Origin of the sequence: Paenibacillus sp. FSL R7-0331, from assembly GCF_000758645.1 — a bacterium.
GTDB classification, from domain to species: Bacteria; Bacillota; Bacilli; order Paenibacillales; family Paenibacillaceae; genus Paenibacillus_AQ; species Paenibacillus_AQ camerounensis.
In genome coordinates, this window is record NZ_CP009284.1 from 1,795,905 (window position 1) to 1,822,324 (window position 26,420).

The window sequence follows — 26,420 nt, forward strand, 5'->3', positions numbered from 1 at the left end:
GTTTTTTGATAACGCTTACTTTAATAATTTACAAAACCCCTTCATTATTTACACAAAAACAAAAGCGCTTTCATAAACGCTATGATGATTTTGTAAACGAGTTAAGGAGGCCAGGATAATATGCAAAAAGTATTTCAAGCTCCACTTCCGGTACCGGATCAGCAGCATGCACGGAAACAAGAAAAAAATGGTTTTGTACAGCGGGTCATGCAATTAAAAGTAGGTGTGATTCCGCTTCCGCTGTACGTAGTATTTGCACTCATCATCTTTGCAGCATCTGTACTTGGCGAGCTGCCTAACGACATGATTGGCGGATTTGCGGTAATTATCGTCCTGGGTGTACTGCTCAGCGATTTGGGCTTCAAGCTTCCGGTTCTGAAAAATATCGGAGGTCCGGCCATTCTCTCGTTAATGATTCCGTCGTTCCTGGTGTTCTGGAATGTACTGGACCCTTCGGTTACCGAATCGGTTAACACACTCATGAAAACGTCGAACTTTCTGTATCTCTACATCTCTGTACTGGTGGCAGGAAGCATTACCGGTATGAACCGCACTACATTAATAAGCGGCTTCATCCGCATTTTTATCCCGATGATGGCCGGAACCCTTGTTGCGGTGGGCGCGGGCCTGGGTGTCGGAATGCTGCTTGGATACAGTGCTCACCGTACCTTGTTCTACATTATTGTACCGATCATTGGAGGCGGCGTCGGGGAGGGGATACTCCCGCTGTCCATTGCATTCTCGCAGATTCTCGGAGGGGAATCCGGTTCCTATGTGGCCCAAATGATTCCTGCAGCAGTTATAGGGAATGTATTTGCGATTATCGGCGCAGGGTTACTCAAGAAAATGGCTGACAAAAACCCCTCCATTACCGGCAACGGTGTTCTGGTGAAATCGAAGGATGGCCGGGTGCTGGGCGGAAGCACCTATGATAGTGAAAAACCTGATTTCCTGCTGATGGGGGCGGGTCTGCTGTTCGCATGCGGGCTATTTATTACCGGACATCTGCTGTCGCCATTCATCGGCATTCCCGGTCCGATTCTCATGATTTTTACAGCAGCGCTGCTAAAAATATTAAAGCTGCTTCCGTCTAAAATTGAGCAGGGTGCTTATCAGCTATACAAATTGGTATCCGGTACATTGACCTGGCCGCTTATGGTGGGCCTTGGCATGCTGTATATTCCGCTGGAGGACGTGGCTGCACTGATCTCCATTCCTTATATTATCGTCTGCGCAACCGTTATCGCTGCGATGATTCTGACCGGCTATTTTATCGGCAAGTGGATTAATATGTACCCTGTGGAAGCAGCGATAGTAACAGGCTGCCGGGGCGGCCTTGGCGGAACGGGTGATGTTGCGATTCTGTCAGCATCCGGACGGATGGAACTTATGCCATTTGCACAGATCTCTACACGTATCGGGGGAGCCATTACGGTTGTTGCAGCAACATTACTGATCTCCGTATGGGGTGGCTGATTAACATGGGCTATGAACCTTAGAATATCACGCTGGAGGCGATTAGGATGAATCAAATTAACCGGAATTCCTATACATTTACACTTCGTGTCCAATACCGCAGCAGCGATTATCTTGCGAATCTGGTGAGTATCGCCGAGAACTACAAGGGCACCGTGCTGCATGCTGAATTAAAGGAGCTGCGTGAAAACCTGACAGGTGCCGATGTTGTAATTTCCGTAGAGCTGCCTGAGGATCAGAAGTGGATTGAAAAAGCAGTAAACCAGTTGAACGGGGGAGTCATTGTGGAATTATTGGAAGAAATCATGTATTTACACAGAGGCGGTAAGCTCGAAACAACCTTGAAGAATCCGATACGGACTAAAGAGGATTTATCCAAAGTGTATACACCGGGTGTAGCTAAGGTCTGTCAGGCAATCGTGCAGGATCATACCCAGGCTTATGAGCTGACGACCAAGAAGAATACAGTGGCTGTCATATCAGATGGAACCGCTGTACTGGGCCTCGGGGATATCGGACCGAAGGCAGCCATGCCGGTAATGGAGGGCAAAGCTGCGCTGTTTAAGCAGTTTGCAGATGTCGATGCTGTGCCGATCTGCCTGGACACTAAAGATACGGAAGAAATTATTGCGATTGTGAAGGCGCTTGCCCCTACCTTCGGAGGGATCAATCTTGAAGACATTTCCTCCCCGCGTTGCTTCGAGATCGAAACAAGACTGAGAAATGAGCTGGATATTCCGGTGTTTCATGATGATCAGCACGGAACAGCCATCGTGGTCCTTGCCGGATTGCTGAACGCGCTTAAAGTATGCGGCAAGAATATAAGTGAAGTCAAAATCGTAGTCAACGGTGTCGGGGCGGCTGGAATCTCTGTCTCCAAGATGCTGCTGCACGCAGGAGCGGTAAATTTAATCGGTGTGGATCGGGAAGGCGCCATCAACCGGCTTCACACCTATGACCGGACACATTGGAGCGACTTCGCCCAAATCACCAATCCGGGACTTGAAACCGGCGGACTGTCGGATGTAATTAAAGGTGCGGATGTTTTTATCGGGGTATCTGCGCCAGGCGTGCTGAAACTGGAAGATGTGCTGAATATGGCAAAGGACCCGATCGTATTTGCAATGGCCAATCCGACTCCTGAAATCGATCCGGCCATTGCTGCACCGCATGTCAAAATTATGGCAACAGGGCGCTCGGATTTTCCAAACCAGATTAACAATGTACTGTGCTTTCCCGGCATTTTCAGAGGAGCGCTTGATTGTGAAGCCTATGATATTAATGATGAAATGAAGCTGGCTGCAGCAGAAGCTATCTCGTCCGTTATTGATCCGTCCGAGCTGCATGAGAATTATATCATTCCTGACGCCTTTGATCCCCGGGTGGTTGAGAGAATCCGTACGGCCGTTGCCCGGGCGGCATTTAAAAGCGGAGCCGCCAGAAAAGATCTGTTTATCGGCGTCAACTGATTTTCCGAATAGAGACGACGAATTCCGGTAATGCAATATGAGCTGCTGTGGAGGAGGAAATAAAAGATGTCGGCTGAACACATTACAAAGAAGCAGGTCTACCTGTTCGAAGAAGGAAATGCCTCTATGGTTAAGCTTCTAGGAGGAAAAGGTGCGAATCTGGCTGAGATGACAGCACTTGACCTGCCTATTCCGCCGGGATTTACGATCACTACAGATGCTTGCAGAAGCTATTACAAGCAAGGCGGCCAATTGCCCGGGGAGCTGCTGTCTGAGATCAGAACGGCCGTCTCAGTCTTGGAAAAAGCGAAGGGCAGCCGGTTTGGTGATACTAATCAGCCGCTTATGGTATCCGTCCGCTCGGGTTCGGTTACATCCATGCCTGGTATGATGGACACCATTTTAAATCTTGGCCTGAATGATGAATCCGTTATAGGACTGGCCCGGCAGACGGAAAGTGAAAGCTTTGCTTATGACTGCTATCGTCGGCTCATCGCGATGTATGGAGAGATCGTTCTCGGTGTGCCCTCCCTGTTGTTCAGCAAGCAGCTGGAGAATCTTAAGCTTCTGGCAGGACGGGAAAGTGACGGGGAATTAAACGCCGGTGAATGGAAAGAGTTAATAGTTAAATATAAGCAGCTGATTAAGGAGCATAGCGGCATAGATTTTCCGCAGGATGTCTACCAGCAGCTGAATATGGCGGTGCGGGCGGTGTTCCGCAGCTGGAATAACGCGCGGGCAAAAGTCTACCGCAGGCTGTACTCCATCCCGCATGATCAGGGAACTGCAGTAAATGTGCAGGCGATGGTATTCGGCAACAAAGGGGCGGACTCCGGGACCGGCGTTTTGTTTACACGCAACCCATCCACCGGATGCAATGAGCTGTATGGCGAGTATTTGCTTAATGCACAGGGCGAAGATGTAGTCGCCGGCATCCGAACCCCCCGCAGGCTGGAAGAGCTGCGGGATGAGATGCCCGAAGTCTACAATCATCTTGCTGCCTTGGCAGCTGGTCTGGAGAAGCATTACAGGGACATGCAGGATATCGAATTTACGATAGAAAGCGGTACATTGTATCTGCTTCAGACCCGCAGCGGTAAGCGTACCGCCCAGGCGGCAGTTAAAATCGCCGTTGATCTGTATGAGGATAGGGTGATATCTAAGGAAGAGGCGGTCAGCCGGATCGATGTCGGCCATTTGGATCAGCTGCTGCACCGTACCATCACTGAGGAAGAAGGGCTGAAACCTCTGGCTGTCGGACTTCCGGCTTCGCCCGGCGGAGCGTCCGGTAAGATCGCCCTTGATGCTGAAACAGCAAAGGAATGGAAAAGAAACGGAGGCCGGGTCATCCTCGTCAGTGCAGAAACATCGCCTGAGGATATTGATGGCATTCTCGCTGCCGAAGGTGTGCTGACGGCCAGGGGAGGCATGACCAGCCATGCGGCTGTTGTAGCAAGGGGCATGGGTACGCCCTGTGTCTGCGGGTGTGATCAGCTGAATATTGATATGAAACAGCGGGCTGTTCAATTGGGTGATCACAGCCTCAAAGAAGGAGAGATCGTCTCAATTGACGGTACTTCCGGCCGTGTCTATGCCGGTATTGTGCCGCTAAGCGATCCGCAGATGACGCCCGAACTGCGGAAGCTGCTGGAACTGGCTGATGAGATCAAAGAGCTGAAGATTTACGCAAATGCAGATACTCCTGAGGATACCCGTATCTCACGGCAGCTGGGTGCTGAGGGGGTTGGATTATGCCGGACAGAGCATATGTTCTTCTCAAATACCCGGCTGCCTACCGTACAGTCCATGATCCTCGCCGACAGCCGGGAGGAGCGGCTTAATCTGCTCGAACGTATCCTTCCTATGCAGCAGTTTGATTTCGAAGAAATGTTCACGGCAATGGACGGTTTACCGCTGACGATCCGGCTGCTGGACCCTCCGCTTCATGAGTTTTTGCCTAATCCGCAGCAGCTAGAAGAGCAACAACGGAAATTGCAGGCAACAAGCGGAGCTGTGGAGGAGCAGAGGCGTCTGAAACGGATGATTACCAGGATTCGTAGCCTGCAGGAAAAAAATCCGATGCTTGGACTGCGTGGCTGCCGGCTGGGCATTCAATTTCCGGAAATTTATGACATGCAGATTGAGGCAGTGTTCCGGGCAGCTAAAGCGGCCGCGCAGAGAGGAATTGAAGTGCGGCCGGAAATAATGATTCCGCTGGTAGGAGACCCGCGTGAGCTTAAAGAGCTGCGCAAGCTTGTGGATAAAGTAGCTTCAGAGGTACTCGGAGAAGCGTTCAAGTCGATTCACTACCGGGTGGGCACAATGATTGAAGTGCCGCGGGCGGCTATAATGGGCGATAAAATTGCCGAGTATGCGGATTTCTTCTCTTTCGGTACCAATGATTTAACACAGATGACGTTCGGCTACAGCCGTGATGATGCGGAAAGTAAATTTCTGAACAGCTATCTTGATCGAAACATCTTATCTGGAAATCCTTTTCAGATGCTGGATCAGGAGGGTGTAGGGCAGCTCATTGAATGGGCCGTTGCCAGAGGGAAAGCGAAGAAATCCTTTCTCAAAACAGGGCTGTGCGGTGAGCATGGCGGTGATCAAAGCTCTATCTTTTTCTGTCAGCAGATAGGCCTTGATTATGTGAGCTGTTCGCCTTACCGGATACCTTATGCCCGGGTAGCAGCTGCACAAGCAGTGATTACCGCCCGTAATGAAGCACCAGGCAAGAAACGGAAAGCGGAGATCCTTCCAGGGGGATGAGCCCGGTGAAGGGAGGCAGCTATGTTCAAACAGCGGCAGATCTTTGTTCTCTCCGATTCGGCTGGTGAGACGGCAGAGCGGGTAGCCCGTGCGGCGGTGCAGCAGTTTGAGCTTGGCAATGCCGCCGTGCGCCGCTTCAGGCGGATACAGTCAGAGGAAGAAATTGCCGGGCTGGTGCAGCTGGCACATACGGAGCAATCCTTTATTGTCTATACGCTCGTCCTGCCTGGCTTGAGGGAAGCAATACAACGTGAAAGCGCCAAATGGAGTGTAGATATAGTAGACATTATGGGACCTGTTATGGAAACTATTCAGCACCATTTTAAGCTTACACCCCTGTTGAAGCCGGGCTTGCTGTATGACATGAATGAGGATTATTACCGGCGGATTGAAGCTATAGAATTTGCAGTGAAGTACGATGATGGGCGTGATGCGCGCGGGCTGTTGTTGGCGGATATTGTGTTAATTGGCGTATCGCGTACCTCTAAGACCCCTCTTAGCATGTATCTGGCCTATAAGGGCTACAAGGTTGCCAACTGGCCGCTTGTTCCTGGAGTGAAGCCTCCCAAGGAGCTGTGGCAGATCAGCAGATCCCGTCTGTTCGCCTTGACTATGGACATAGAGGCCCTGATTGCGATCCGCACGGAACGCTTGCGCCTGCTCGGACTTGGAATGGGGGCAGGTTATATTTCCGGGCTTCAAGTGCTGGAGGAGTATAATGAGGCTGAGGCTCTGGTGAAATCCCTGAGCTGTCCGGTTATTGATGTTACAAACACATCTATCGAAGAATCAGCAGAGCTTATTATGGAGTGTGTAGTGCCGGGACAGAATTAGAGAGTTAAGCTGAATAAATGAAGGACACAAAAACGGTCAAGCTGCTGCCCGGACAGCATGTTTGATCGTTTTTGTGTGCAATCAGATGTGCATTCAGTTACCCGGAAAATAAATATGCAGATAAAAAATATCGTCCTCTGTATGAAAAGAAACGGTCCCGTCGTATTGCTCAGCAATATGCCGCATGCTTTTAATGCCAAAGCCATGGCGGTTTTTATCCTTTTTGCCGGTTTGCGGCAAATGATCTTTAACGATAAAGTCTCCATTAAAATAGTTGGTTACGTGAATACCGATTACTCCGTGTTCTTTGCCAATGGAAATAGAGATCATCCGTTTCTTGTCGTTTTGGACGAGCTGCACTGCTTCCAGGGCATTTTCTATGGCATTGTTCAAGAGAGAATACAGATGAGTAGGTGAGATAAAAGACAAACATTGGCCATCCGCCATGCAGCTCATGCGTATTCCGTTTTTTTCACAGAAAAGTTGCTTTTTATAAAGAATCACATCCAGAATATCGCTGCCTGTCTTGACGGTTGTATCGTATACCTCAATGGCTTCCTTTAAAGATTCCAGCTCCTGAAGGGTTAGCTTATAGCTGATATTCGACAATTGCTGGCGGAGGTCGTGAGATTTCATATTAATGATCTCAATTTCACTCCGCATACTGTCGAACTGTTTCTTTTCCGAATACAGCAATTCATCCATGATCAATAGATCCTGCTTGAGCTTGCTGGTCTCCAGTATTCTTGTCCGTAACAATAAAGTCAGCAGAGCATACAGAATAGCAAAAATACGGATGATAAAATCCAGAACTGTATTCTCTCCCTCAAAGGAACGGCTGACTGAGCTGAGGATCATTGTAACAACAATAAAAATGAGGGAGAAGGTAATAATTAATTGCCTATTGGCTCTGTCATGCTCATAGACTCTTTTCCGGCGAAAAAGAAGGGCAAGTAAAGAACACAAAAAGAAGTGAATCAAATAGTATAGCGGCCAGTCCCGCAATGGAACCATGCTGTGAAAGAGTGAAAGGGTTTCATACGGATTCTTATCTAAAGTAATAATTAAGATTTCATATAAACGGCCTACGATGACCTGGATAGCTACCGCACCGCATAGACACAGTAATAATTCGGAGAAAGTCTCCTGATACAGCAAATATAAAGCACCCAGAGCGAACAGATACAAAAAGATATTGGTCATGCCCGCAAAAAACTGAGGATTGTGCGTGTTAATTACGGACATGAGAAAAATAACCGGAAAGGCGAACGGAGTGATGATACCTAACGTTATTCCGAATCCGTTTCTTTTCTGAAAAGGCAGTGTCAGCAGAAAGACGCAAAATGTTAACTCAATTAACGAAGCGGAACGAATGGTAAACTGCTTTGCGTAAATCCCCAGTAAGTCATAAATGACCCCGATCATAGATCCTTATCCCTTACATATTCCATTAGTTTATTTACAAAGGCCTTTTTCCGGGGCTGGCTGATCCGCAGGGCATCGCCGTCAAGCATAACAGTATATCCCTGTATTTTTTGCACATAGGCCAAATTGACAAGATAGCAGTTGTTGCATCTGAAAAAATCATATTCCAGCAGCTTTTTCTCGATCGATGAAAGGGTTGCATACTGCCGGAATACACCATCTGCCGTATGGTAAAGCACATGATGTCCTTCCGTTTCAACATAGCGGATACTCTTGGGAGATACCTTCAGGATGCCGTCGTCAGTTGAGATAAGAATATCATTCCGCGGCACCTCATTAATTCTCCGTATAGCGCGGGACATTTTCAGAGCGAAATCGAAATATTCGACCGGCTTTACAATATAATCAAGCGCTTCCACTTCATAGCCCAGAATGGCGTATTGCGTAAGATTCGTAATGAAGATAATAATGACGCCTTTATCAAGCGCTCTGATGCTGCGGGCAGCATCCATTCCGTTCATATAGGGTAACTGAATATCCATGAATATGATATCAAAATTAGCGGTGTAGTTTTCTAGCAGTGCAACAGCTTGCGGAAAATGCACGATGCCAAAAGAGAGCCCTTTCTCGGATCCGTAATTGTTCAGGTGGCTTTCGAGCAGGCGGGCTTGATTCAGATCATCTTCCACAATGGCAATTTTAATAATCATATTTCACCTCTCCGTTTATCGCAGGTCCATTTTCACTATAGAAAGCGAATTCATTTTTGTCAATGAAGCAGCCCTTGCTTATCATAGACTAAAAAAAAACAGCTTAAACTAAAACGGCTGAGCTGAATTTTCTGCTATTTCATTAGATTAGGCTACGGATAACACGAATTGAATAATTTTCAATACAATTAGCTTGCGCTTAAGGAAGCGTATACAAATCCTTATCAGGGGGAAAAGAAATGACTACAAAAATAGTTAAAAGAGTAAGTACGGCAATCTTGACAATAGCACTGGCCACGGGGCTTGCTGCATGCGGTAATTCTTCAAATGAAGCCGTCAGCGGAGGAGGACAGCCGTCAGCGGTGTATGCTTCGACGACAAACGTCGCCTTTGCAAGTGCTTACCCGGAATATACCTTCAAGCAGGCAATCTTCGGTGTGCAGAGCATCGAGACCTTTGCAGACAACACTTATGTTCTGACAAGCACGGATACCTTCTATTCCGGACATCTGCTATTTAATGACGACGGCAAATATGATGTTGTTCCCAGAGGAGCAAGCATCATCAAGTACTATGGCACTTTAACTTCAACAGATGCGGACGGACTGGTCACCCTTGAGCTGTCCAAACCAACTGCAGTTATAACGAACAGCTCCTATTCGGCCGGGACCAATCCGATTGGTTATGTAAATACGAGTGAATGGACCGATGAGATGGGAACTGCAGTCGGCGGCGAGGGCCCGGCTTTATCTGCTGAAGAGTATCTGGAATCGGTTTCCTTCCCGGAGACTTCAATTATCGTTGATGCCGCAAATGACAGCTTTGATTATGTAGTGTTGACTGGTGACGAAGCAGCATCCAAATAAGCCAATCAGGGAAAGTGTAGGGAGGTAACACCTTGAGAAGACAATCGAATTTGTGGCGTGGAATGACATCCGTTTTCGCTTTTCTATTATCCTTTAGTTTGCTGATGACTCAGCTGCTGCTCAGCTGGAGCGGACAGGTCAACGTCTTTCTGAATGTCACAGCACCTGTAATCGAAGCGGATGCCAGCACAATGCAATATAAGAGTGATTACGAACTGTCAGATGAAGGCCTGCAGCAAATGCTGGCAGACTCTGATAAGCATGATGTACAGACCATGGAAGAGGGCGCGGTTCTGTTAAAGAACGAGCAGGCTGTTCTGCCGCTAAGCTCTGAAGAACGCAGTGTCACCTTGTTTGGCCGGGCGGCCGCCGATCCTGTGTACAGCGGGAATGCCGGGGGGCCGGGTATGGATGAGGCGCGTAAGGTCAATCTGTACAGCGCTTTGCAGGAAGCGGGATTCAAGATCAATGATAAGCTGTTCGACGCTTATACAAACAGCGATGTTGCCAGAGTTAAGGCATCACCGGACTGGTTTATCGGAGAAGTTGAAAACAGCTTCTATACAAGCGAGCTGCAGGCCACATACCAGGCTGACTACAATGATGCAGCTATTGTGATGTTGTCCCGCGATGGCGGCGAGGGTAAAGACTTAGCTACTTCTGATATAGACGGAATCTCTTATCTGGCTCTGCATGATTCTGAGAAGGATCTGCTCAAGATGATTAAGGACAGCGGGAAATTTACCAAGACTATCGTCTTAATCAACAGCGCCTATGCCATGGAGCTTGGCTGGATTGAAGAAGAGGAATACGGAGTAGACGCAGCGCTGTGGATCGGTAATCCGGGATTAAAGGGCTTCACCGGTGTTGCTAATGTATTGACAGGTGCTGCAGATCCTTCAGGCAGACTGGTGGATACCTATGCAGCCGATTCACTGTCTTCACCAGCTGTAAGCAATGCCGGTGATTTCAAATATGCCAACGATGACGGTCATTACATTGTTGAGGCTGAAGGGATTTATCAGGGATATAAATACTATGAAACACGGTATCAGGATGCTGTACTCGGGCTCAATAATGCGGACAGCAGCGCAGGTGCTTTTGTTAATAAGGATAGCTGGAGCTATGCAGATGAAATGGTATACACCTTTGGCTATGGCAGCTCGTACGCCGAGTTTTCCCAGGAGTTAACCTCCGTGAATTGGGACAGACAAGCGAAAACCGTGACCGCGACTGTCAAAGTAACAAATGAAGGTTATCCGGAAGGCTCAGCTTACACAGGAAAATCAAAATCAGTAGTCCAATTATATGCCCAGCTTCCATATGAAAAAGGGCAGGCTGAGAAATCAGCCATTCAATTGATCGGCTTTGGCAAAACGGGCGAACTTTCTGCTGGTGAGTCGGAAGAAGTAACAGTCACCGTTGACGAGTACTTATTCGCAACCTATGACGTTAACGCTGAGAATGGTGCTGACCCGGCCAAAAAAGGCAGCTATGTCTACGATCCGGGTGATTATTACTTTGCGATCGGAAATGACAGCCATGATGCGCTTAACAACATCCTGGCCCGTAAAGAAGGCGCTAATGTACAAGGAAAGCTGCTGGCTGCTGACGGTTCCAACGTGGAGGGCAAGCCGGAGAATGCGGCAGCTGTTGCGTTAGAGTCGTTAGATAACACATCGTACGCCAAGTCTCAATACACGGATGAGGTTGTTTCGAATCGATTTGATACTGTCGATATCAACACCTTTGCGGAGAATACAGTGACTTATCTGACCCGCAGCGATTGGAATACCTATCCGCAGCCTTATAAAGATATCACGGCGACGGATGATTTGAAATCGACTATGTACGATCAGAAATATCAAAAGCCGGCGGACGCGCCTGCATATGACAGCTTTACTCAGGGGGCAGAGGCTACACTTAAACTCCTTGATATGAAGGATGTCCCGTTTGAAGATGATGAGACATGGAACAAGTTCCTGGATCAGTTAACAGTCAGTGAATTAAGTGCAACGATTGGTGAGAATTTTGGCCAGCCGGCTGTAAAATCCATTAATAAACCTGCGAATAAAAATACGGATGGTCCTTCAGGGTCCCAATCCAGCTATTTATATGGCGGTAATCAGCCAGCTACGTTCCATGTGGTTCAAGTTGTAGCAGCATCAACCTGGAGCAATGAACTGATAGCAGAACGCGGCAATTTTATTGCAGAGGATTGCCTGTTCAGCGGCACTTCACAGCTCTGGTCACCAGGGGGGAATCTGCACCGCACTCCATTTAGCGGTCGTAACTTTGAGTACTACTCAGAGGACAGCATTCTTACTTATTTGATGGGAGCTACTCAGACAGAAGCGATGCAGGCCAAGGGGTTAACAGCTGCCATTAAGCATTTTGTAGCAAATGACCAAGAAACGAATAGGCAAGAGCTCTCTACATTTATGACGGAACAAGCTTATCGCCAAGGGCCTCTAAAAGGTTTCGAAGGTGCTTTTACAAAAGGCGGAGCGCTTGGAACAATGATGTCATTCTCGCGGATTGGCGGCCAGCTGGCTTATAGCGATAATGCTACGCTGAAACAGGTGTTAAGAAAGGAATGGGGCTTTAAAGGTGTAACGATTACGGATTCAGTCAAAGGAAATCCGAATATTCCAACTGTTGAATCCCTCGTCAATGGAACAGATACCTTTAATGCTGACACTGGCCGAGCCAGTGAGATTCTTAAATATCTGGTAAGTAAAAAGGACGGATATGTTCTGCAGGAACTAAGACGGGCCAATAAACATTTCTATTACTCACTGGCCAATTCTAATTTGCTTAATGGTCTCACAGATGACACCGAAGTTGAAGGGTTCACTCCGTGGTGGCAAACATTCCTGAAGGTTACCAATTACGTTCTTATAGCATTGACGGCGCTCAGTGCAATCTTGTTCATCAGAAGCGGCTTAAGACGCAATGACAAGGGGGGGGAATAGGATGGTCTTATTTAAAGATAGAACGCCGGGGTTCTGGATCGGGTTCCTGGCATCGTGTCTGATGCTTGCAGGCAATATTGCGTTTATCCTGTTTGATTATGGCGACCGGACCTTTTCCTTTATTACCTTTGGTCTGATTATATTCGGCTTCCTGGGAGAATTATTGGTTTGGACTAAAAACTATTACTTTGCTCCTCTATTACCGGCCATTTGCTTTGGTGTAGCGCTATCATGGCATCTTTACTTAGGTTTTCCGACCTTATCAGATGTTGTGAATGGCGTCAATTTTATCGGAGGAAATCCGCAGGCAGTCATTATTTTTGGCATTATCTTTGCTGCCGGTACCATTGCTTCGATCATCTCAAGCTTCATGAAGCAATCCAGAACGGAACGATTAATCTTTACCGTTACCACTTCAAAATGAATAGATGGAGATAAGTAGATGAGAAAAATCAGTATCTGTGATGGATGGAGTTTTGTAGAGAACATTACTAATGCATTTATTAACTTCACAGAGGAGGGGACAGCCGTAAGGCTGCCCCACACCTCTAAGGAAGTGCCGGTTCATTATATGGAGGAAAGCTCCTGTCAGATGATCTGCGGCTACCGGCGTCATCTGAACGTACCGGAGCTATGGAAGGGCCGGCGCCTGTTTCTCCAGTTTGACGGTGCTGCCCATGTAGCAGATGTGTTTGTAAATGGCGAACAGTTAATGACTCATTACGGCGGCTATACTGCCTTTCGGGTAGAAATAACGGATAAGGTGCTGTACGGGGAAGACAACAGAATTGTAGTCCGGCTGAATACGCGTGAAGATGCAAATGTCCCTCCGTTTGGCCATGTAATTGATTATATGACCTATGGCGGACTGTACCGCGAAGCATGGCTGGTGCTTGCAGATCAAAGCTATGTTGAAGATGTGTTTGTCCAGACACCGGATATGAAGCATGCGCTTATTGATGTCGCGATCAGCCGTCCTGATACAAGCCATACGCTGGAGTTAAGCATATTGGATCAACAGCAGAAGGTAGTGGGTCATAAGAGCCTGAATGCTCTTGGGACAGTAATTGATAAATGCAGTATCAGTATTGATAACAGTCATGCCTGGAGTCCGGAATCTCCATATCTGTACACATTGATAGCCGCGCTGAGAAATCAGAGGGGGGAGATCATTGATGAGTATAACGTGTCCTTTGGATTCCGCCAGGCTGTGTTTCGCGGTGACGGGTTCTATCTGAACGGCAGGAAGTACAAGATCCGCGGGGTTAACCGACATCAGAGCTATGCACATGTAGGGTATGCCATGCCAGCGTCCATGCAGGTGGAGGACGCCCGGATTCTAAAGGAAGAGCTGCATGTCAACGCGGTCCGCACCTCTCATTATCCCCAGTCCCAGCACTTTCTGGATGCCTGTGACCGTATGGGATTGCTTGTGTTCACAGAAACGCCCGGCTGGCAGCATATCAAAAACGATGATGAATGGAAACAGACCGTTTGCCGCAATGTTGAAGAAATGATTATGCAGTACCGGAATCATCCTTCCATTATTCTCTGGGGAGTACGTGTGAATGAGTCCCAGGACGATGATGCATTGTACACCAAAACAAATGAAATTGCCCATCGTTTGGATCAGAGCAGACAGACCAGCGGTGTCCGTTTCCTGTGGAGAAGCAGCCTGCTTGAAGATGTGTATGCATTCAACGACTTCTCTCATACAGGCAAGAATGGCGGTCTATTGCCAAGATGGCTGATTTCACCCAATAAAAACAAGGGATATCTGATTGCCGAGTTCAATGGACATATGTTCCCGACCAAATCAACAGATACGCCTACCCACCGGCTGTCCCATGCGATCCGTCATGCCAATGTTTTAAATGAAGTATATAAGAGAGAAGATATTGCAGGAGCCTTCGGCTGGTGTATGTTTGACTACCAGACCCATGGCGACTTTGGATCAGGTGACCGTATTTGTTACCACGGCATTATGGATATCTACCGTAATCCTAAGCTTGCTTCAAAGGTCTATGCGAGCTTCTCCGAAGAAGCGCCGGTCCTGGAAGTCGGTTCAGATATGCATATCGGCGATTATCCCGGGGGTGCCGTTGGTGAAAATTATATTTTCACCAATGCGGATACAGTACGGCTGTATAAAAATGAGCGGATGATCCGGGAATTTATGCCGGTCAATAAAAAATACCGTCATTTGCCTCACCCTCCTATAGAATTCTACGACACCGTGGGAAATGTAATTGAAGAGGGCGAGAACTATTCGCACAAAAAAGCCGAGGCCATCAAAGAGTGTCTGCTGGCCATTCAACGCTTCGGTACCGCCCTGCCGCCAAAGTATATTTTTAAAGCGATGTGGGTCATGCTGCGGCATGTTGTATCCCCGGTAACCTTTTACCGCTTGTTCTTTAAGTATATTGAGAATTGGGGCGTATCTGCGCCGGTTTACCGCTTTGAGGCGGTCAAAAACGGCAAAGTTGTTGCTGAGGTCACTAAAGCTTCCAGCGCAACCCTTCACCTGGAAACTACAGTCAGCGGCACCAGCCTTACTGAAGCAGAGACCTTTGATGTGGCGTCGGTCCGCATTCGGGTAGCAGATGCCAACAACAACAATGCTGCTTACTCTCATCTGCCGGTTTTCCTGAAAGCAGAAGGTGCGATAGAAATCATAGGTCCCGACTGTGTTACAGCAGAGGGAGGCATGTGCGGGACTTATATTAAGTCGACCGGAGCAGCCGGCAATGGAACCTTGACGATCTCAACTAATCAGACAGAGCCGGTGGTACTGCGCTTTAGTGTAAATGTAGAAGGACGTGGCAGCAATGAGTGGAATTAAATCGTTCTGGAATAATTACAGTATTAAACACCCCCAAATTGCCCAGTTTATTATGTTTGTTCTGCTCAGCAACGGGATTACCGTTTTTCAGATGATTCTGATGCCGGTTTTAAAAGCCGCTTTTAGCGGAACAGCCTTGGAAGCTTATAGTTTTCAGATTTTGCCGGTAGGTCATAACTCGGACGGATCGCCCTACTACATCTTTAACTATCCGTTAGGGTCCATATCCTCCGGCGGCGGGGGCGGGCTTGCCTACTTCATTGCCGTTCAGCTGACGCTGGGGATCGCCCAGGTTATTAATTTCTTTGCCCAGCGCAATATTACTTTCCGATCAAAAGGGAACATTTACAAAGCGGCCGTCTGGTATCTTATCGCCTATATTCTAATCACCATTTGTGCAGGGGCGCTCCAGGGCTGGTATAAGGACCCGATCTACCAATTCTTTATTGACAGGTTTGGAAGAACCGGGGAGACTGCTGCTGACTTGGTTACGATGATCATTAATGCCGCAATTTCATTCTGGGTCTACTTCCCGATCTTAAAAATTATTTTCAGAGAAGATAAAAAGCAAATATCAGCTTAAAAAATGAGGTTGGTGTGAATGAAACTATTGTCTTTCATAATCCCCTGCTATAATTCGCAGGATTACTTGGACCGTTGTATCAGCAGCCTGCTTGTTGAGGGAGAAGAAATCGAAATCTTAATCATCAATGATGGGTCCAGTGATCAGACTGGAATGATTGCCGAGGACTATGAGGCAAAGTATCCATCAATTGTAAGAGTGGTGCATCAGACAAATTTAGGGCATGGCGGTGCGGTTAATACCGGGATCAGCCATGCTTCCGGATTTTTTGTGAAGGTAGTGGACAGTGATGACTGGGTAGACAGAACTGCGTATCAGAAAATACTGGCGACCCTGAAGAAATTGATTACGGAAGCGAAGCCGGTAGATATGGTGGTCAGCAATTTTGTCTATGAAAAGCAGGGGAAAAAGCACCGGAAGGTCATGAAGTATGACAAAAACTTTCCTGAGGAACGGATTTTTACCTGGGACGACATTCAGAGCTTCCGTAAAGGCCAGTATATTCTGATGCACTCTATCATCTACCGGACGAATCTGTTGAAGGAATGCCAGTTGAGGCTTCCGGAGCATACCTTTTATGTAGACAATCTGTTTGTGTTCAAGCCGCTGGAGAAGGTGGAGCGCATCTATTATGTGAATACAGATTTCTACCGGTATTTTATTGGCAGAGAGGATCAATCCGTCAATGAGAAGGTCATGATCGCCAGAATTGATCAGCAGCTGAAGGTTAATAAACTCATGATTGACGGATTAAACCTTAAAGAGATTGCAAGTCCGAAGCTCCGCCAGTATATGCTGAATCACCTTGAAATTATCACCATCATTTCTACAATACTTTTAATTCGTTCAAAGCAAAAAGCTAACCTTCAGAAGAAAAAAGAGCTGTGGAAGTATATCAAAGAAAAAGATATGGAGCTGTACAATACGATCAGATACGGAGTAATGGGAAGATTAATGAACATACCGGGACATCTTGGCCGCAGTATAACTGTATCTGCCTATAAGGTTTCCCAGAAGATTGTGGGATTTAATTGAAAGTAAGGTGCCTCTATATGAAATACGACTATCTGGTGGTAGGCTCCGGATTATTCGGCAGTGTCTTTGCCTATGAAGCAGCCCGGCGGGGAAAACGGGTAAAGGTAATCGACAAGCGGAATCATGTCGGCGGTAACATCTATACCGAGAACATTGAGGATATCCAGGTGCATAAATATGGAGCCCATATTTTCCACACAAACAGTAAGGAGATATGGGACTATATTAATCAATTTGCAGCATTTAACCGCTATACCAATAGCCCGATCGCCAATTACAAAGGTGAAATTTATAATTTGCCTTTTAATATGAATACCTTTAACCAGCTGTGGGGAACGGTTACGCCTTCTGAGGCGATGGCAAGAATTGCGGAACAGACAACGGCTGCAGGGATTGAAAAGCCGGAAAATCTGGAGGAACAGGCCATTTCACTAATAGGAACGGACCTGTATGAAAAGCTGGTGAAGGGTTATACAGAAAAACAGTGGGGACGTAAAGCGGCAGAGCTGCCTTCCTTCATTATTAAACGGATACCGGTCCGTTTTACTTATGATAACAACTATTTCAATGACACCTATCAGGGAATCCCTGTCGGCGGCTATACCCGAATCATTGAAAAGATGCTGTCGAGCGAATTCATTCAGGTAGAGCTGAACCAGGACTTTTTTACGGACAGGTCATTGTATTTAAAAGAATATCCGAGAATTGTCTACACTGGCATGATCGATCAATTCTTCGATTACAGATTTGGTGCATTGGAATACCGGAGTTTAAGCTTTGAATCCGCTGTGCTGGATCAGCCGAATTATCAGGGAAATGCAGTTGTGAATTATACAGATGCAGAGACCCCGTATACCCGGATCATTGAGCATAAGCATTTTGAATTCGGGACTCAGCCCAAGACCGTTATTACCAAAGAGTATCCAAAGACCTGGAGCAGAGGCGATGAACCCTACTATCCTTTAAATGACGGCCGCAATAATGAAAAATATAGAAGGTACCGCGAACTTGCGGAGCAATTGCCGAATGTTCTGCTCGGAGGACGCTTAGGGCTGTACAGATACTTTGATATGCATCAAGTGATAGCTGAGGCGTTAAGTGTGGTCAAGAGAGAGCTGGGATGAAAAGAGGGGCCAAGTGCCCCTCTTTAATGTTTCACCAGGCTTACGCCAGCACAGTAATCTTCTGCGCAATCAGTTTAGTCATGGCATGCTTATGGGGAATACCCGATGAATTACAGTCGAAGACGACTTCTGAGCTATCCTTAATCAGCCAGTCATGATAATGCGACAGCAATTCGCCGGAATGCCATTTATAGGAGTTGGATTCTTTTTCGGGCGGAGGGGCAATGAACGGCTTGTTAACAAACACATTAAGGACATGCAGGCCGCCTTCATTGGTATAGTGCTTGTAATGATCAAAGATTTCCTTGCGGAAATCCGGTTTTATGTAGTTAAGCACGCCGCTTGAGAAGATGATGTCATAGTGTGTGTTCAAACGATAGTCCTGGATATCTGCTTTGAACACATTTACGTGTACACCGTTCTTTTCAGCAAGCCGCCTGGTCTTCTCGATACCCGCATCTGAAATATCCAGGGCGCTGACCTCATACCCGTTCCGGGCCATGAAGACAGCGTCTTTTCCTTCCCCGCAGCCGATATCCAGCACCTTCAAATGTCTGGTGGGAGGCATAAGCTGCAGCACCTGATAACATGCCTTGTTGGGCTCGGTTCCCCAGTAATATTCCTGCGTTTTATAGACATCCTCATAGATGGAAATTGGCCGGTCTTGAGATGTATACCCCAGCAGCTTATCGATACTTACTTCTAAGGTTGCAGACAGCAGGGGCAGCAGCGAAATGTCCGGCATGGACTGGGCATTTTCCCATTTGGACACGGCCTGAAAAGACAGACCGAGAATTTGTGCAAGCTCCTCTTGTGTAAGTCCCTTTTCCTTGCGGTATAGGCTTATGTTTCTGGCTAATTTATCCTTCATGATTCAGTATCCACGCTCCTTTTCTGTGTAGTCCAATTCTATTGGAGATTTATGGAACGGACAATAACCTGTTATTTGATTATTTTGGGGAGTTCAACTGATGGTTGAGTATCGCCGGGAATGTTCAGATTGTGCTATCAGGTTGAGAAGAATCGTTCTACACGACATGGCAGGTTCAGTGATAGAATTATTTACTGTAGTGTGAAAATTTTACTAATCATAATGGAAGCTGGAGGGAAGTTGAATGGATCACAAGGATTTCAGCAACTTTAATTGGCTAAATGAAAGCAGCATCCGGTTTGAGAATGAAGCAATGGTATTGTACGCACCTAAGGATAGTGATTTCTTTTGTAACAATGGGACGGTATCTGAAGAAGGAATTACGCCAAGCTCGCTTACAAACGCCCCGTTTTTTTACACAGAGGTTTCCGGGGATTTTGTAATGCGGGTCAAGGCAGAGCATGATTTCAAGGATATTTACGATTCCGCTTCGGTCATGGTCATGAAGGATCTCAAGGTATGGGCTAAGCTGTGCTTTGAATTGACGGATTTTAATACACATGCCGTTGTAAGCGTAGTAACAAATCCGTTATCAGACGACGCAAATGGAAACAATATTGACGGCAATTCGGTATGGCTCCAGATTACCCGTGTCGGTCAAGCCTTTGCTTTTCATTATTCATTAGATGGTGACCAGTTCTATATGGTGAGATTCTTCAATTTACCGGTGGACGAGACTGTAAAGGTGGGCTTCGTTCCGCAGGCTCCCAATGGCAACGGCGGGGACAGAAGCTACTCTGACTTCTCATTAGAGAAGAAAACGGTGAAAAACATTCGAGCAGGTGTATAGGCTGAACGGAGGAATAGACCCGTTATTGATCTGAATATCTGATGTAAGCTTAATATCTGAAAAGAACCCACCAGAGGCGTCAGGCTATCTGAAGTGGGTTTTTGCTTTGTGGTGCACGCAGGAAATCCCCAGCTAGATGTAGAATGAAAACGGTAGACAAACAGCCAAGAGACAGCAGCAGAGGAAATTGCGGGAGGACCTATCAGCATGCTCCCGGATAAAATGGAGGCTATTATGTTTCAGGTAACAGAAGCAACAGGATGCCCTTTTGACAGAACCTATCTATTGAAGGAAGAACGCCGGTTCGATATCCGTGATTTCGGGGCGGGTGTGGAACAGTCACCGGTGGTGAATACTTCGGCAATTAATAACGCCATTCAGGCTGCATCAGCAGAAGGCGGTACTGTCGTTATACCTGAAGGCAGCTTCAGAGTGTACACGATTCGTCTCTTGAGCGGCGTTAATCTATACTTGTCCCCAGGCAGTGTCCTTTCCGCAGCCAGAACGGATATCACTCAGTCCTATGAGCTGCAGCTTGGAGAGGGCGGTAACTATGATGAGCCTGAGGTCAATCTGTATGTGGGCTTGCAGGATCACGGGCATACGTATTTTGCCAACAGCCTGATTTATGGTGCAGATATCCGTGATGTAATGATTTACGGGCCGGGGCTGCTCGATGGAAGCTCACTGAATGATCAGGGGGAGCTGGAGCAGATTCTGATGGGCGGGGACCCGCATGAGCCAATTCGCCGTAGTGAGCCGGGGCATCAGGGTGAATGGTTCGGGAACAAGGCGATTGCACTGGTGCGGTGTGAAAATGTAGCCTTTTGCGACTTTTCGATTCTGGCCGGCGGCCATTTTGCGATTATTACGACTTGTGTGAAAAATATGCACGTGGAGCACATTCTGGTCGATACGAACCGCGATGCATTTGATGTAGACTGCTGCGAGAATGTGACGATTGTGCATTCCACCTTTAATTCTTTGACCGATGATGCCATTGTGTTAAAAGCCTCCTACGGAGGCGGAATATTCATGCCGCTGCGGAATGTGCTGATTGAAGACTGCACGGTCAGCGGCTATGACATCGGCTCCGTATATGCGAAAACGTATACACAGGACAAGCTGATTGCCACGGACCGCTGCGGCCCTACCGCCCGGGTTAAGCTGGGAACCGAATCAACCTGCGGGTATGATCTTGTTACGGTGCGCCGCGTCCGGTTTAAACGATCCAGAGGTTTTGCGCTTGAAGCCGTTGACGGGGCGGATTTGAGCAATATTATTTTTGAGGATTCGACTATGGAGGATGTAAGCAGCTCGCCGATCTTCATTAAAGCGGGAGACCGCGGACGATTCCCTGTTACGGGGAACAGCACCGGGGAAGACTTTATTCCTGCCGGGGATGAAGAGCCGAACGTCAGGCTGGATCAGAGGCACTGGGTGCTGCCAGCCAAGGAGCCATATCAGGTGTATCCGGCGAGGCGTTATCTCCCGTCGTATAACAGAACCCGTAAGGTTTCTGCGGACGGGTCCTCCTGTTTTAACATTGTAGACCCTGAGCAGCCTCTCCGGCTGAATCCGGCCAATGTCCATGAAGAGAACGGCAGATGGTATGCTGTCTGCTACGATGAGCTGACGAAGAAATATGTGCCGGATTATAGTAAAGAGCTGCAGGAAAGCGAGCTGCCCCTTTACGCCAATGCGAACGGCAGCGGGCATATTGCTTATGTTCACGACATTATCATTCGGAATATTACGGTTAAGAATGCCGATCCCCGTTATCCGATTGAACTGATGGGCCTGATGGGCAGCCGGATTAAGAATGTATCCATTACCAACCTTAAGGTGGAGTACCGCGGCAGTCTGAGTCTGGAGCATGCGGTGGAGCAGCGTCAGCTGAATACGAACTGGGAATATGCCCAGTATGGCGGTCAGAAGCGCAGTGTGCAATCGCTGCCGTGGCTGGTGAACACCTTTTTCCTGAAAAATGAAGGACTGCTCCCCCGTGTAGAATGGAATCCGGAAGCCGGAGTGTGGAAGGACGCGCCGTTTAATGTCCCGGAGCTGCCGGAGGTTTATCCGGAGCCGAGCAACTGGGGAATTCTGCCGGCCTACGGGCTGTATGCGAGACATGTGGACAATCTGTATCTGGACAACATAGAGCTGCGTTACCTGACAGAGGATACCCGGTATCCGATTGTACTCGATGATGTAGTGCACGGCTCGCTTCAGAATATTAGCGTTGACCATGCTGAAGGAGTTGAAGAGGTTGTACTGGTGAAGAACCGGTGCAAACGCCCGGCAGGACTGGAATATGTAACGGACTATCCGTATGAGCAGACTGCTGTGGTGGATGTAACGATAGCCAGTGAGCTGTCTGTCACAACGGTAGAAGTCACTGCACCGGCTCCGGGTACGCCGAAGGACAGGCTGTATCCGTACGAAACGGTAGCTATCCCGGAGAATGGCTATAGCCTCCCGGTTGAGACGGGAGAATATCCTTTGCCGCAGACGGTATTCCGGCCGTTTTTCGCTTTTATTCCGGAACAGAGTGCCCGGGTGGGTGAACAGCTATCCTTCCCTGTTATAGCCAGACAGCCGGCATATGAGGTGTCCGCTCACGAAACGGACGGCAAGATTTATAATGAAACCAGCTCCGTAAAGGACCCGGTAGTACGGGGGATAGCGGAGCCGATGATTTTGACAGCAGGGGCGTTGCCGGAGGGAGCTTGCTTTGATACAGCCTCTTTTGTTCCGGGACAGGCCTGTATGTTCAGCTGGACGCCTGCTGCTGATGCGGTACGCGATGAACCTTATCTGGCAGCATTCATTGCTGATGACGGGATCATTCCGGTTAAGCTGGAAGTCAGCATTAAGGTGACAGGATGAGCCGGATGATGGGTTATATTAAGGGACTAGATCCCAAACGGCTGATTATTATGGTTATCGGCAATATATTTTTGGGGATGGGGATTAGCATTTTTAAGCTGTCCGGTATGGGGAATGATCCCTTTAGCGGCATGGTAATGGCCCTGGCAGACCTCAGTTTTATCAGCTATGCTAATTTTCTTATTCTACTAAATGTAGTGCTGTTCGTAGTTGAATGGATTACCGGAAGGAAGTTTATCGGAGCCGGGACATTCGTTAATGCTATCCTTCTGGGGTATATCGCCACCTTCTTTTATGACATCTGGATCGATGTGCTGGGTGAGCCTCAGCAGCTCTGGTATAAGGTGATCACAGTGGCAATTGGTGTGGTGGTCTGCAGCTTTGGAGTATCCCTGTATCAGTCCTCGGATGTGGGGGTAGCCCCGTATGATGCACTGTCTCTGATTATGAAAATCCGCTTTCCGAAGGTTTCGTATTTCTGGCACCGGATGTTCACCGACGCGCTTTGTGCGCTGATCTGCTTACTGGCAGGAGGGATCGTCGGACTCGGGACGCTCGTATCCGCATTTGGGCTGGGACCAATCATTCATTTCTTTGATGTGCATTTTACGAACAAGCTGCTGGGCAAAAAGAGTACACACGCGAACGGCGGCCCAGTTACACTGTAAGGGCTGCTGAACAATAATGGTACTGAACGATAACAAGGTATCCCGGACTCCACAGCTGCTGCGGACCGGGATACCTTGTTTTTTTATTTCGGGCCTATATTGGTCCGGGGTGGCCTGGTTTGAGCCGCAATAAAGGGAAAAATACCTTTAAGTGGTCCGGATTGGTCCCGTCCAGGCCATAATAGAGGGAAAAATCCCTCTAAGTGGTCCAAAGTTGCCTCGCCCGGGCCACAATAGAGGGAAAAATCCCTCTATGTGGTCCAAAGTTGCCTCGCCCGAGCCGCGATAGAGGGAAAATTCCCTCTAAATGGTCCAAAGTTGCCTCGCCTGGGCCACAATAGAGGGAAAAATCCCTCTAAGTGGTCCAAAGTTGCCTCGCCCGAGCCATAACAGAGGGGAAATTCCCTCTAAATGGTCCAAAGTTACCCCGCCTGGGCCACAATAGAGGGAAAATTCCCTCTAAATGGTCCAAAGTTACCCCGCCTGGGCCACAATAGAGGGAAAAATCCCTCTAAATGGTCCAAAGTTACCCCGCCTGGGCCACAATAGAGGGAAAATTCCCTCTAAGTGGTCCAAAGTTGCCCCGCCTGGGCCGCAATAGAGGGAAAAATCCCTCTAAGTGGTCCAAAGTTGCCTCGCCCGAGCCATAATAGAGGGAAAAATCCCTCTAAATGGACCAAAGTTGCCTCGCCCGGGCCACAATAGAGGGAAAAATCCCATTAAAGGGGCAGAAGCAACCCAAGCCCGAGCCGCCCTACTAAACATGCCACCTGCTATTATCAGACGCTGCTCAGTCCCTGCGGTCCTCTTCGTCCTCATGATCCGGGGCAATCCCGGGAGCCGTTACCTCGTGGTCGTTCCCCAGCACTGCGCCGACGATTTCGTCGAGCTTGCCTGCTGCTCCTGTGTCGCTATCTGCCTTGGAGTCCGGCTCAGGGATCGGATGAACGCCCGGTTTGCGACCATCCAGAGGGGCTTCCTTGTTGTCCTTCATTGGATAATCTCCTTTCTATGTGCAGACTCTATCTTAGGATGTGTCACCAAAAGCCGTTCTATGTAACGATAACCGCCACCAGACACAGTGAACCACACGCCCGCTGCTCTTTTGCCAAAACGGCCCTGCCATTTGCTAATAAAGTGATAAATATTATAGACTGGTTTCTGTGAGCTTTTGTGTAAAAGGTAAATTTATTTAGAAACGGGGAAGTTTAATGAATGTAAGAAGACAACCGAAATCGAATAAGCTAAGAGTTTTTTCAAAGGCATTACTAGTAACTATCGGGGCTATGATCGCTGCGTATGGTCTGGAAGCCGTATTAATTCCCAATAATGTCTCCGACGGAGGCGTGACAGGTCTAAGTATCGTAGGCTCGCAATTGTTCGGAGTTCCGCTGGGGCTGCTGATTGCGGTCATTAATATCCCTTTTGTGTGGCTTGGTTATAAGCAGATCGGTAAAAGCTTTGCCCTTTACTCCATTCTCGGTATTGCATCATTGGCTGTCGGCACCGTGCTTATGCATCATGTACCTACGATTATCCAAGGGGATACCCTGCTGGTTACTGTAGTGGGCGGTATTATCATCGGTTTCGGGATGGGTCTTGCTTTGCGTAACGGCGGGGCGCTGGACGGGATTGATATGCTGGCTGTGCTGCTGTCACGGAAGCTGCCTTTTGGTACGAGTGACCTGATCCTGTTCCTGAACACCTTTGTGTTCATTGTCGTGTCAACCGTGTTTGGTCTGCAGGGGGCGATCCTGTCGGCACTTGCTTATTTTATTGCTTCAAAAGTTATACATATCGTAGAGGAAGGCCTCAGCGGCTCCAAAACGTTCAAGATTATCACCAACCAGCCTGAAGTCATGGTCGAGACGATCCGCGACCGGCTTGGCCGGGGAGCAACCTATACCGATGCTTACGGCGGCTACTCCAACGAACAGTTCAAAGAAATCACCTGTGTTATCAACCGTCTGGAGGAGAGCAAAATTAAAGATATCATCCATGAAATTGATCCGGGTGCCTTTGTCGTAGTATACGATGTAGCCGAGGTTAAGGGCGGTAACTTTAAAAAGAAAGACATTCACTAATCACCCTTATGACGCGCCCGGCGGAAGGATCGAAGTTCCTTCCCGCCGGCGCGTTATTTATTTGGAATAATGCTATAATCTGCATAATCACTTGAAACTTTATCAGGAGGGTCCGCATGGATATTGTTAATATTGCTTTGATTGGCGCCACAGGGAAATTTTCTTTAGACATTCTTAACGAGATAGAACATAATAATGGGTTCCTGCTCAGTAATGCCGTAACAAGAGCAGGGAATCAGCATGTTGGCCGCAGTGTTTCTCTGATTTCTGAGTATAAGAAAACAGATGTCGTGATTTCCGATAACTTCAATAATGTGAGCGAAGCGGATGTCATCATTGATGTTACGATGAGAGATGCATTTATGAATAACAATTACAGCCATTATAAAAACCTGAAGAAACCGCTGGTGATTGCCACCACTGCATTCACAGATGAGGATTTGAATGATATTCAAGAGCTGAGTCATTCTTTTCCTATATTGATGGCGGCTAATTTCAGTGTGGACATTTACATATTTATCGGGGAAGTCAGAGAAATTGTGAAGCGGGGAGGTATTGTTAAGGCCGGGATTGTAGAAAAGCATCATAAATATAAGCTGGATGCACCAAGCGGAACAGCACTGAAAATTTATGAGGAAATACGGGAAGCCGATGAAAGGATAGATGTTGAAATATCGAGTATCAGAGAAGGCGATATTATCGGAGAACATTACGTTACTCTTTATAATGCCTTAGGTGAAACCATTCAGCTGTCACATCAATTAGAATCCCGCAGAGATTTGACTAATGGTATTCTGATGGCGGCTACATTCATTGCAACACGGCACAATGGACTCTATACAGTAGAGGATTTAATGACGAATGTGTTGAGTAACGGTAAATAAATTTTTGACAAACAGGCGGATGTGGGCTATGATTTGCTTGAATGTCAGTCAGTACTGACAGTC

At 47.7% G+C, this 26,420-nt stretch carries 20 protein-coding genes; 16 read left to right on the forward strand and 4 right to left on the reverse strand.

Annotated features, from left to right (window positions below):
* Positions 1-120 precede the first annotated feature (120 nt).
* The 4 genes from R70331_RS07495 (at position 121) to R70331_RS07510 (ending at position 6,551) form a co-directional block, all read left to right on the forward strand.
* Entirely contained in the window at positions 121-1,476 is a 1,356-nt protein-coding gene (locus R70331_RS07495) for a 2-hydroxycarboxylate transporter family protein (RefSeq protein ID WP_042174189.1), read from the forward strand.
* 305 nt (positions 1,477-1,781) lie between these two features.
* Positions 1,782-2,945, forward strand: coding sequence for an NAD(P)-dependent malic enzyme (locus tag R70331_RS07500; protein WP_442950578.1), 1,164 nt, complete (start codon positions 1,782-1,784; stop codon positions 2,943-2,945).
* Between the two features lie 66 nt (positions 2,946-3,011).
* Positions 3,012-5,717 (forward strand): pyruvate, phosphate dikinase, encoded by a 2,706-nt coding sequence (ppdK, locus tag R70331_RS07505; RefSeq protein ID WP_197071403.1) that lies wholly within the window; start codon positions 3,012-3,014, stop codon positions 5,715-5,717.
* Positions 5,718-5,738: 21 nt separating this feature from the next.
* Complete coding sequence (locus tag R70331_RS07510; RefSeq protein ID WP_042174194.1) at positions 5,739-6,551, forward strand: pyruvate, water dikinase regulatory protein; 813 nt, start codon at positions 5,739-5,741, stop codon at positions 6,549-6,551.
* A 93-nt stretch (positions 6,552-6,644) separates the two neighbouring features.
* Here the strand turns inward: R70331_RS07510 and R70331_RS30385 are convergent, their stop codons facing one another.
* Positions 6,645-7,976, reverse strand: coding sequence for a sensor histidine kinase (locus tag R70331_RS30385; protein ID WP_052418964.1), 1,332 nt, complete (start codon positions 7,974-7,976; stop codon positions 6,645-6,647).
* The gene (locus tag R70331_RS07520; RefSeq protein WP_042174196.1) at positions 7,973-8,686 is read right to left on the reverse strand and encodes a LytR/AlgR family response regulator transcription factor; all 714 of its coding nucleotides are present in this window, start codon (positions 8,684-8,686) and stop codon (positions 7,973-7,975) included. The genes R70331_RS30385 and R70331_RS07520 overlap by 4 nt, the downstream gene beginning before the upstream one ends.
* Before the next feature lie 239 nt (positions 8,687-8,925).
* Here R70331_RS07520 and R70331_RS07525 point away from each other — a divergent pair, with 239 nt between their 5' ends.
* From R70331_RS07525 to glf, 7 genes are read left to right on the forward strand one after another with little or no spacing between them, the layout of a single operon-like run.
* On the forward strand, positions 8,926-9,552 hold the full coding sequence (locus R70331_RS07525; protein WP_042174198.1) for a hypothetical protein: 627 nt from the start codon (positions 8,926-8,928) through the stop codon (positions 9,550-9,552).
* A 32-nt stretch (positions 9,553-9,584) separates the two neighbouring features.
* Positions 9,585-12,527, forward strand: a complete 2,943-nt coding sequence (locus R70331_RS07530; protein ID WP_156131089.1) for a glycoside hydrolase family 3 protein — start codon at positions 9,585-9,587, stop codon at positions 12,525-12,527.
* A 1-nt stretch (position 12,528) separates the two neighbouring features.
* A complete protein-coding gene (locus R70331_RS07535) occupies positions 12,529-12,951 on the forward strand; it encodes a hypothetical protein (RefSeq protein ID WP_042174201.1) in 423 nt (140 codons plus the stop codon).
* 18 nt (positions 12,952-12,969) lie between these two features.
* Complete coding sequence (locus R70331_RS07540; RefSeq protein WP_052418966.1) at positions 12,970-15,369, forward strand: glycoside hydrolase family 2 protein; 2,400 nt, start codon at positions 12,970-12,972, stop codon at positions 15,367-15,369.
* A complete protein-coding gene (locus tag R70331_RS07545; protein ID WP_042174204.1) occupies positions 15,356-15,952 on the forward strand; it encodes a hypothetical protein in 597 nt (198 codons plus the stop codon). Before R70331_RS07540 ends, R70331_RS07545 begins: the two co-directional genes overlap by 14 nt.
* Positions 15,953-15,970: 18 nt before the next feature.
* Positions 15,971-16,987, forward strand: a complete 1,017-nt coding sequence (locus tag R70331_RS07550; RefSeq protein WP_042174206.1) for a glycosyltransferase family 2 protein — start codon at positions 15,971-15,973, stop codon at positions 16,985-16,987.
* Positions 16,988-17,004: 17 nt separating this feature from the next.
* Positions 17,005-18,111, forward strand: a complete 1,107-nt coding sequence (glf, locus tag R70331_RS07555) for a UDP-galactopyranose mutase (protein ID WP_042174208.1) — start codon at positions 17,005-17,007, stop codon at positions 18,109-18,111.
* 40 nt (positions 18,112-18,151) lie between these two features.
* Here the strand turns inward: glf and R70331_RS07560 are convergent, their stop codons facing one another.
* Complete coding sequence (locus tag R70331_RS07560) at positions 18,152-18,982, reverse strand: methyltransferase domain-containing protein (protein ID WP_042174210.1); 831 nt, start codon at positions 18,980-18,982, stop codon at positions 18,152-18,154.
* Between the two features lie 244 nt (positions 18,983-19,226).
* Here R70331_RS07560 and R70331_RS07565 point away from each other — a divergent pair, with 244 nt between their 5' ends.
* The 3 genes from R70331_RS07565 to R70331_RS07575 all read left to right on the forward strand — a co-directional run bounded on the left by R70331_RS07565 (position 19,227) and on the right by R70331_RS07575 (position 23,389).
* The gene (locus R70331_RS07565; protein WP_042174212.1) at positions 19,227-19,832 is read left to right on the forward strand and encodes a DUF1349 domain-containing protein; all 606 of its coding nucleotides are present in this window, start codon (positions 19,227-19,229) and stop codon (positions 19,830-19,832) included.
* Positions 19,833-20,039: 207 nt separating this feature from the next.
* Positions 20,040-22,721 (forward strand): glycoside hydrolase family 28 protein, encoded by a 2,682-nt coding sequence (locus tag R70331_RS30390; protein ID WP_052418967.1) that lies wholly within the window; start codon positions 20,040-20,042, stop codon positions 22,719-22,721.
* 5 nt (positions 22,722-22,726) lie between these two features.
* Positions 22,727-23,389 (forward strand): YczE/YyaS/YitT family protein, encoded by a 663-nt coding sequence (locus R70331_RS07575; RefSeq protein ID WP_042182326.1) that lies wholly within the window; start codon positions 22,727-22,729, stop codon positions 23,387-23,389.
* Between the two features lie 790 nt (positions 23,390-24,179).
* On the opposite strand, the gene R70331_RS07580 is transcribed toward R70331_RS07575, so the two are convergent.
* Positions 24,180-24,383 carry a hypothetical protein gene (locus tag R70331_RS07580; RefSeq protein ID WP_042174214.1) on the reverse strand — a complete coding sequence of 68 codons (204 nt, stop codon included), beginning with the start codon at positions 24,381-24,383 and terminating at the stop codon, positions 24,180-24,182.
* A 217-nt stretch (positions 24,384-24,600) separates the two neighbouring features.
* Here R70331_RS07580 and R70331_RS07585 point away from each other — a divergent pair, with 217 nt between their 5' ends.
* Positions 24,601-25,473: a YitT family protein gene (locus tag R70331_RS07585; protein WP_042174217.1), complete on the forward strand. Its 873-nt coding sequence runs from the start codon at positions 24,601-24,603 to the stop codon at positions 25,471-25,473.
* A gap of 116 nt (positions 25,474-25,589) precedes the next feature.
* The gene (locus R70331_RS07590) at positions 25,590-26,357 is read left to right on the forward strand and encodes a 4-hydroxy-tetrahydrodipicolinate reductase (RefSeq protein ID WP_042174219.1); all 768 of its coding nucleotides are present in this window, start codon (positions 25,590-25,592) and stop codon (positions 26,355-26,357) included.
* Positions 26,358-26,420 lie beyond the last annotated feature (63 nt).

What these genes read in the sequence shown, in the direction of transcription:
- R70331_RS07495 (WP_042174189.1), top strand. Translation starts at nt 121, where the DNA reads ATGCAAAAAGTATTTCAAGCTCCACTTCCGGTACCGGATCAGCAGCAT.
- R70331_RS07500 (WP_442950578.1), top strand. Translation starts at nt 1,782, where the DNA reads ATGTATTTACACAGAGGCGGTAAGCTCGAAACAACCTTGAAGAATCCG.
- ppdK (WP_197071403.1), top strand. Translation starts at nt 3,012, where the DNA reads ATGTCGGCTGAACACATTACAAAGAAGCAGGTCTACCTGTTCGAAGAA.
- R70331_RS07510 (WP_042174194.1), top strand. Translation starts at nt 5,739, where the DNA reads ATGTTCAAACAGCGGCAGATCTTTGTTCTCTCCGATTCGGCTGGTGAG.
- R70331_RS30385 (WP_052418964.1), bottom strand. Translation starts at nt 7,976, where the DNA reads ATGATCGGGGTCATTTATGACTTACTGGGGATTTACGCAAAGCAGTTT.
- R70331_RS07520 (WP_042174196.1), bottom strand. Translation starts at nt 8,686, where the DNA reads ATGATTATTAAAATTGCCATTGTGGAAGATGATCTGAATCAAGCCCGC.
- R70331_RS07525 (WP_042174198.1), top strand. Translation starts at nt 8,926, where the DNA reads ATGACTACAAAAATAGTTAAAAGAGTAAGTACGGCAATCTTGACAATA.
- R70331_RS07535 (WP_042174201.1), top strand. Translation starts at nt 12,529, where the DNA reads ATGGTCTTATTTAAAGATAGAACGCCGGGGTTCTGGATCGGGTTCCTG.
- R70331_RS07540 (WP_052418966.1), top strand. Translation starts at nt 12,970, where the DNA reads ATGAGAAAAATCAGTATCTGTGATGGATGGAGTTTTGTAGAGAACATT.
- R70331_RS07545 (WP_042174204.1), top strand. Translation starts at nt 15,356, where the DNA reads ATGAGTGGAATTAAATCGTTCTGGAATAATTACAGTATTAAACACCCC.
- R70331_RS07550 (WP_042174206.1), top strand. Translation starts at nt 15,971, where the DNA reads ATGAAACTATTGTCTTTCATAATCCCCTGCTATAATTCGCAGGATTAC.
- glf (WP_042174208.1), top strand. Translation starts at nt 17,005, where the DNA reads ATGAAATACGACTATCTGGTGGTAGGCTCCGGATTATTCGGCAGTGTC.
- R70331_RS07560 (WP_042174210.1), bottom strand. Translation starts at nt 18,982, where the DNA reads ATGAAGGATAAATTAGCCAGAAACATAAGCCTATACCGCAAGGAAAAG.
- R70331_RS07565 (WP_042174212.1), top strand. Translation starts at nt 19,227, where the DNA reads ATGGATCACAAGGATTTCAGCAACTTTAATTGGCTAAATGAAAGCAGC.
- R70331_RS30390 (WP_052418967.1), top strand. Translation starts at nt 20,040, where the DNA reads ATGCTCCCGGATAAAATGGAGGCTATTATGTTTCAGGTAACAGAAGCA.
- R70331_RS07575 (WP_042182326.1), top strand. Translation starts at nt 22,727, where the DNA reads ATGATGGGTTATATTAAGGGACTAGATCCCAAACGGCTGATTATTATG.
- R70331_RS07580 (WP_042174214.1), bottom strand. Translation starts at nt 24,383, where the DNA reads ATGAAGGACAACAAGGAAGCCCCTCTGGATGGTCGCAAACCGGGCGTT.
- R70331_RS07585 (WP_042174217.1), top strand. Translation starts at nt 24,601, where the DNA reads ATGAATGTAAGAAGACAACCGAAATCGAATAAGCTAAGAGTTTTTTCA.
- R70331_RS07590 (WP_042174219.1), top strand. Translation starts at nt 25,590, where the DNA reads ATGGATATTGTTAATATTGCTTTGATTGGCGCCACAGGGAAATTTTCT.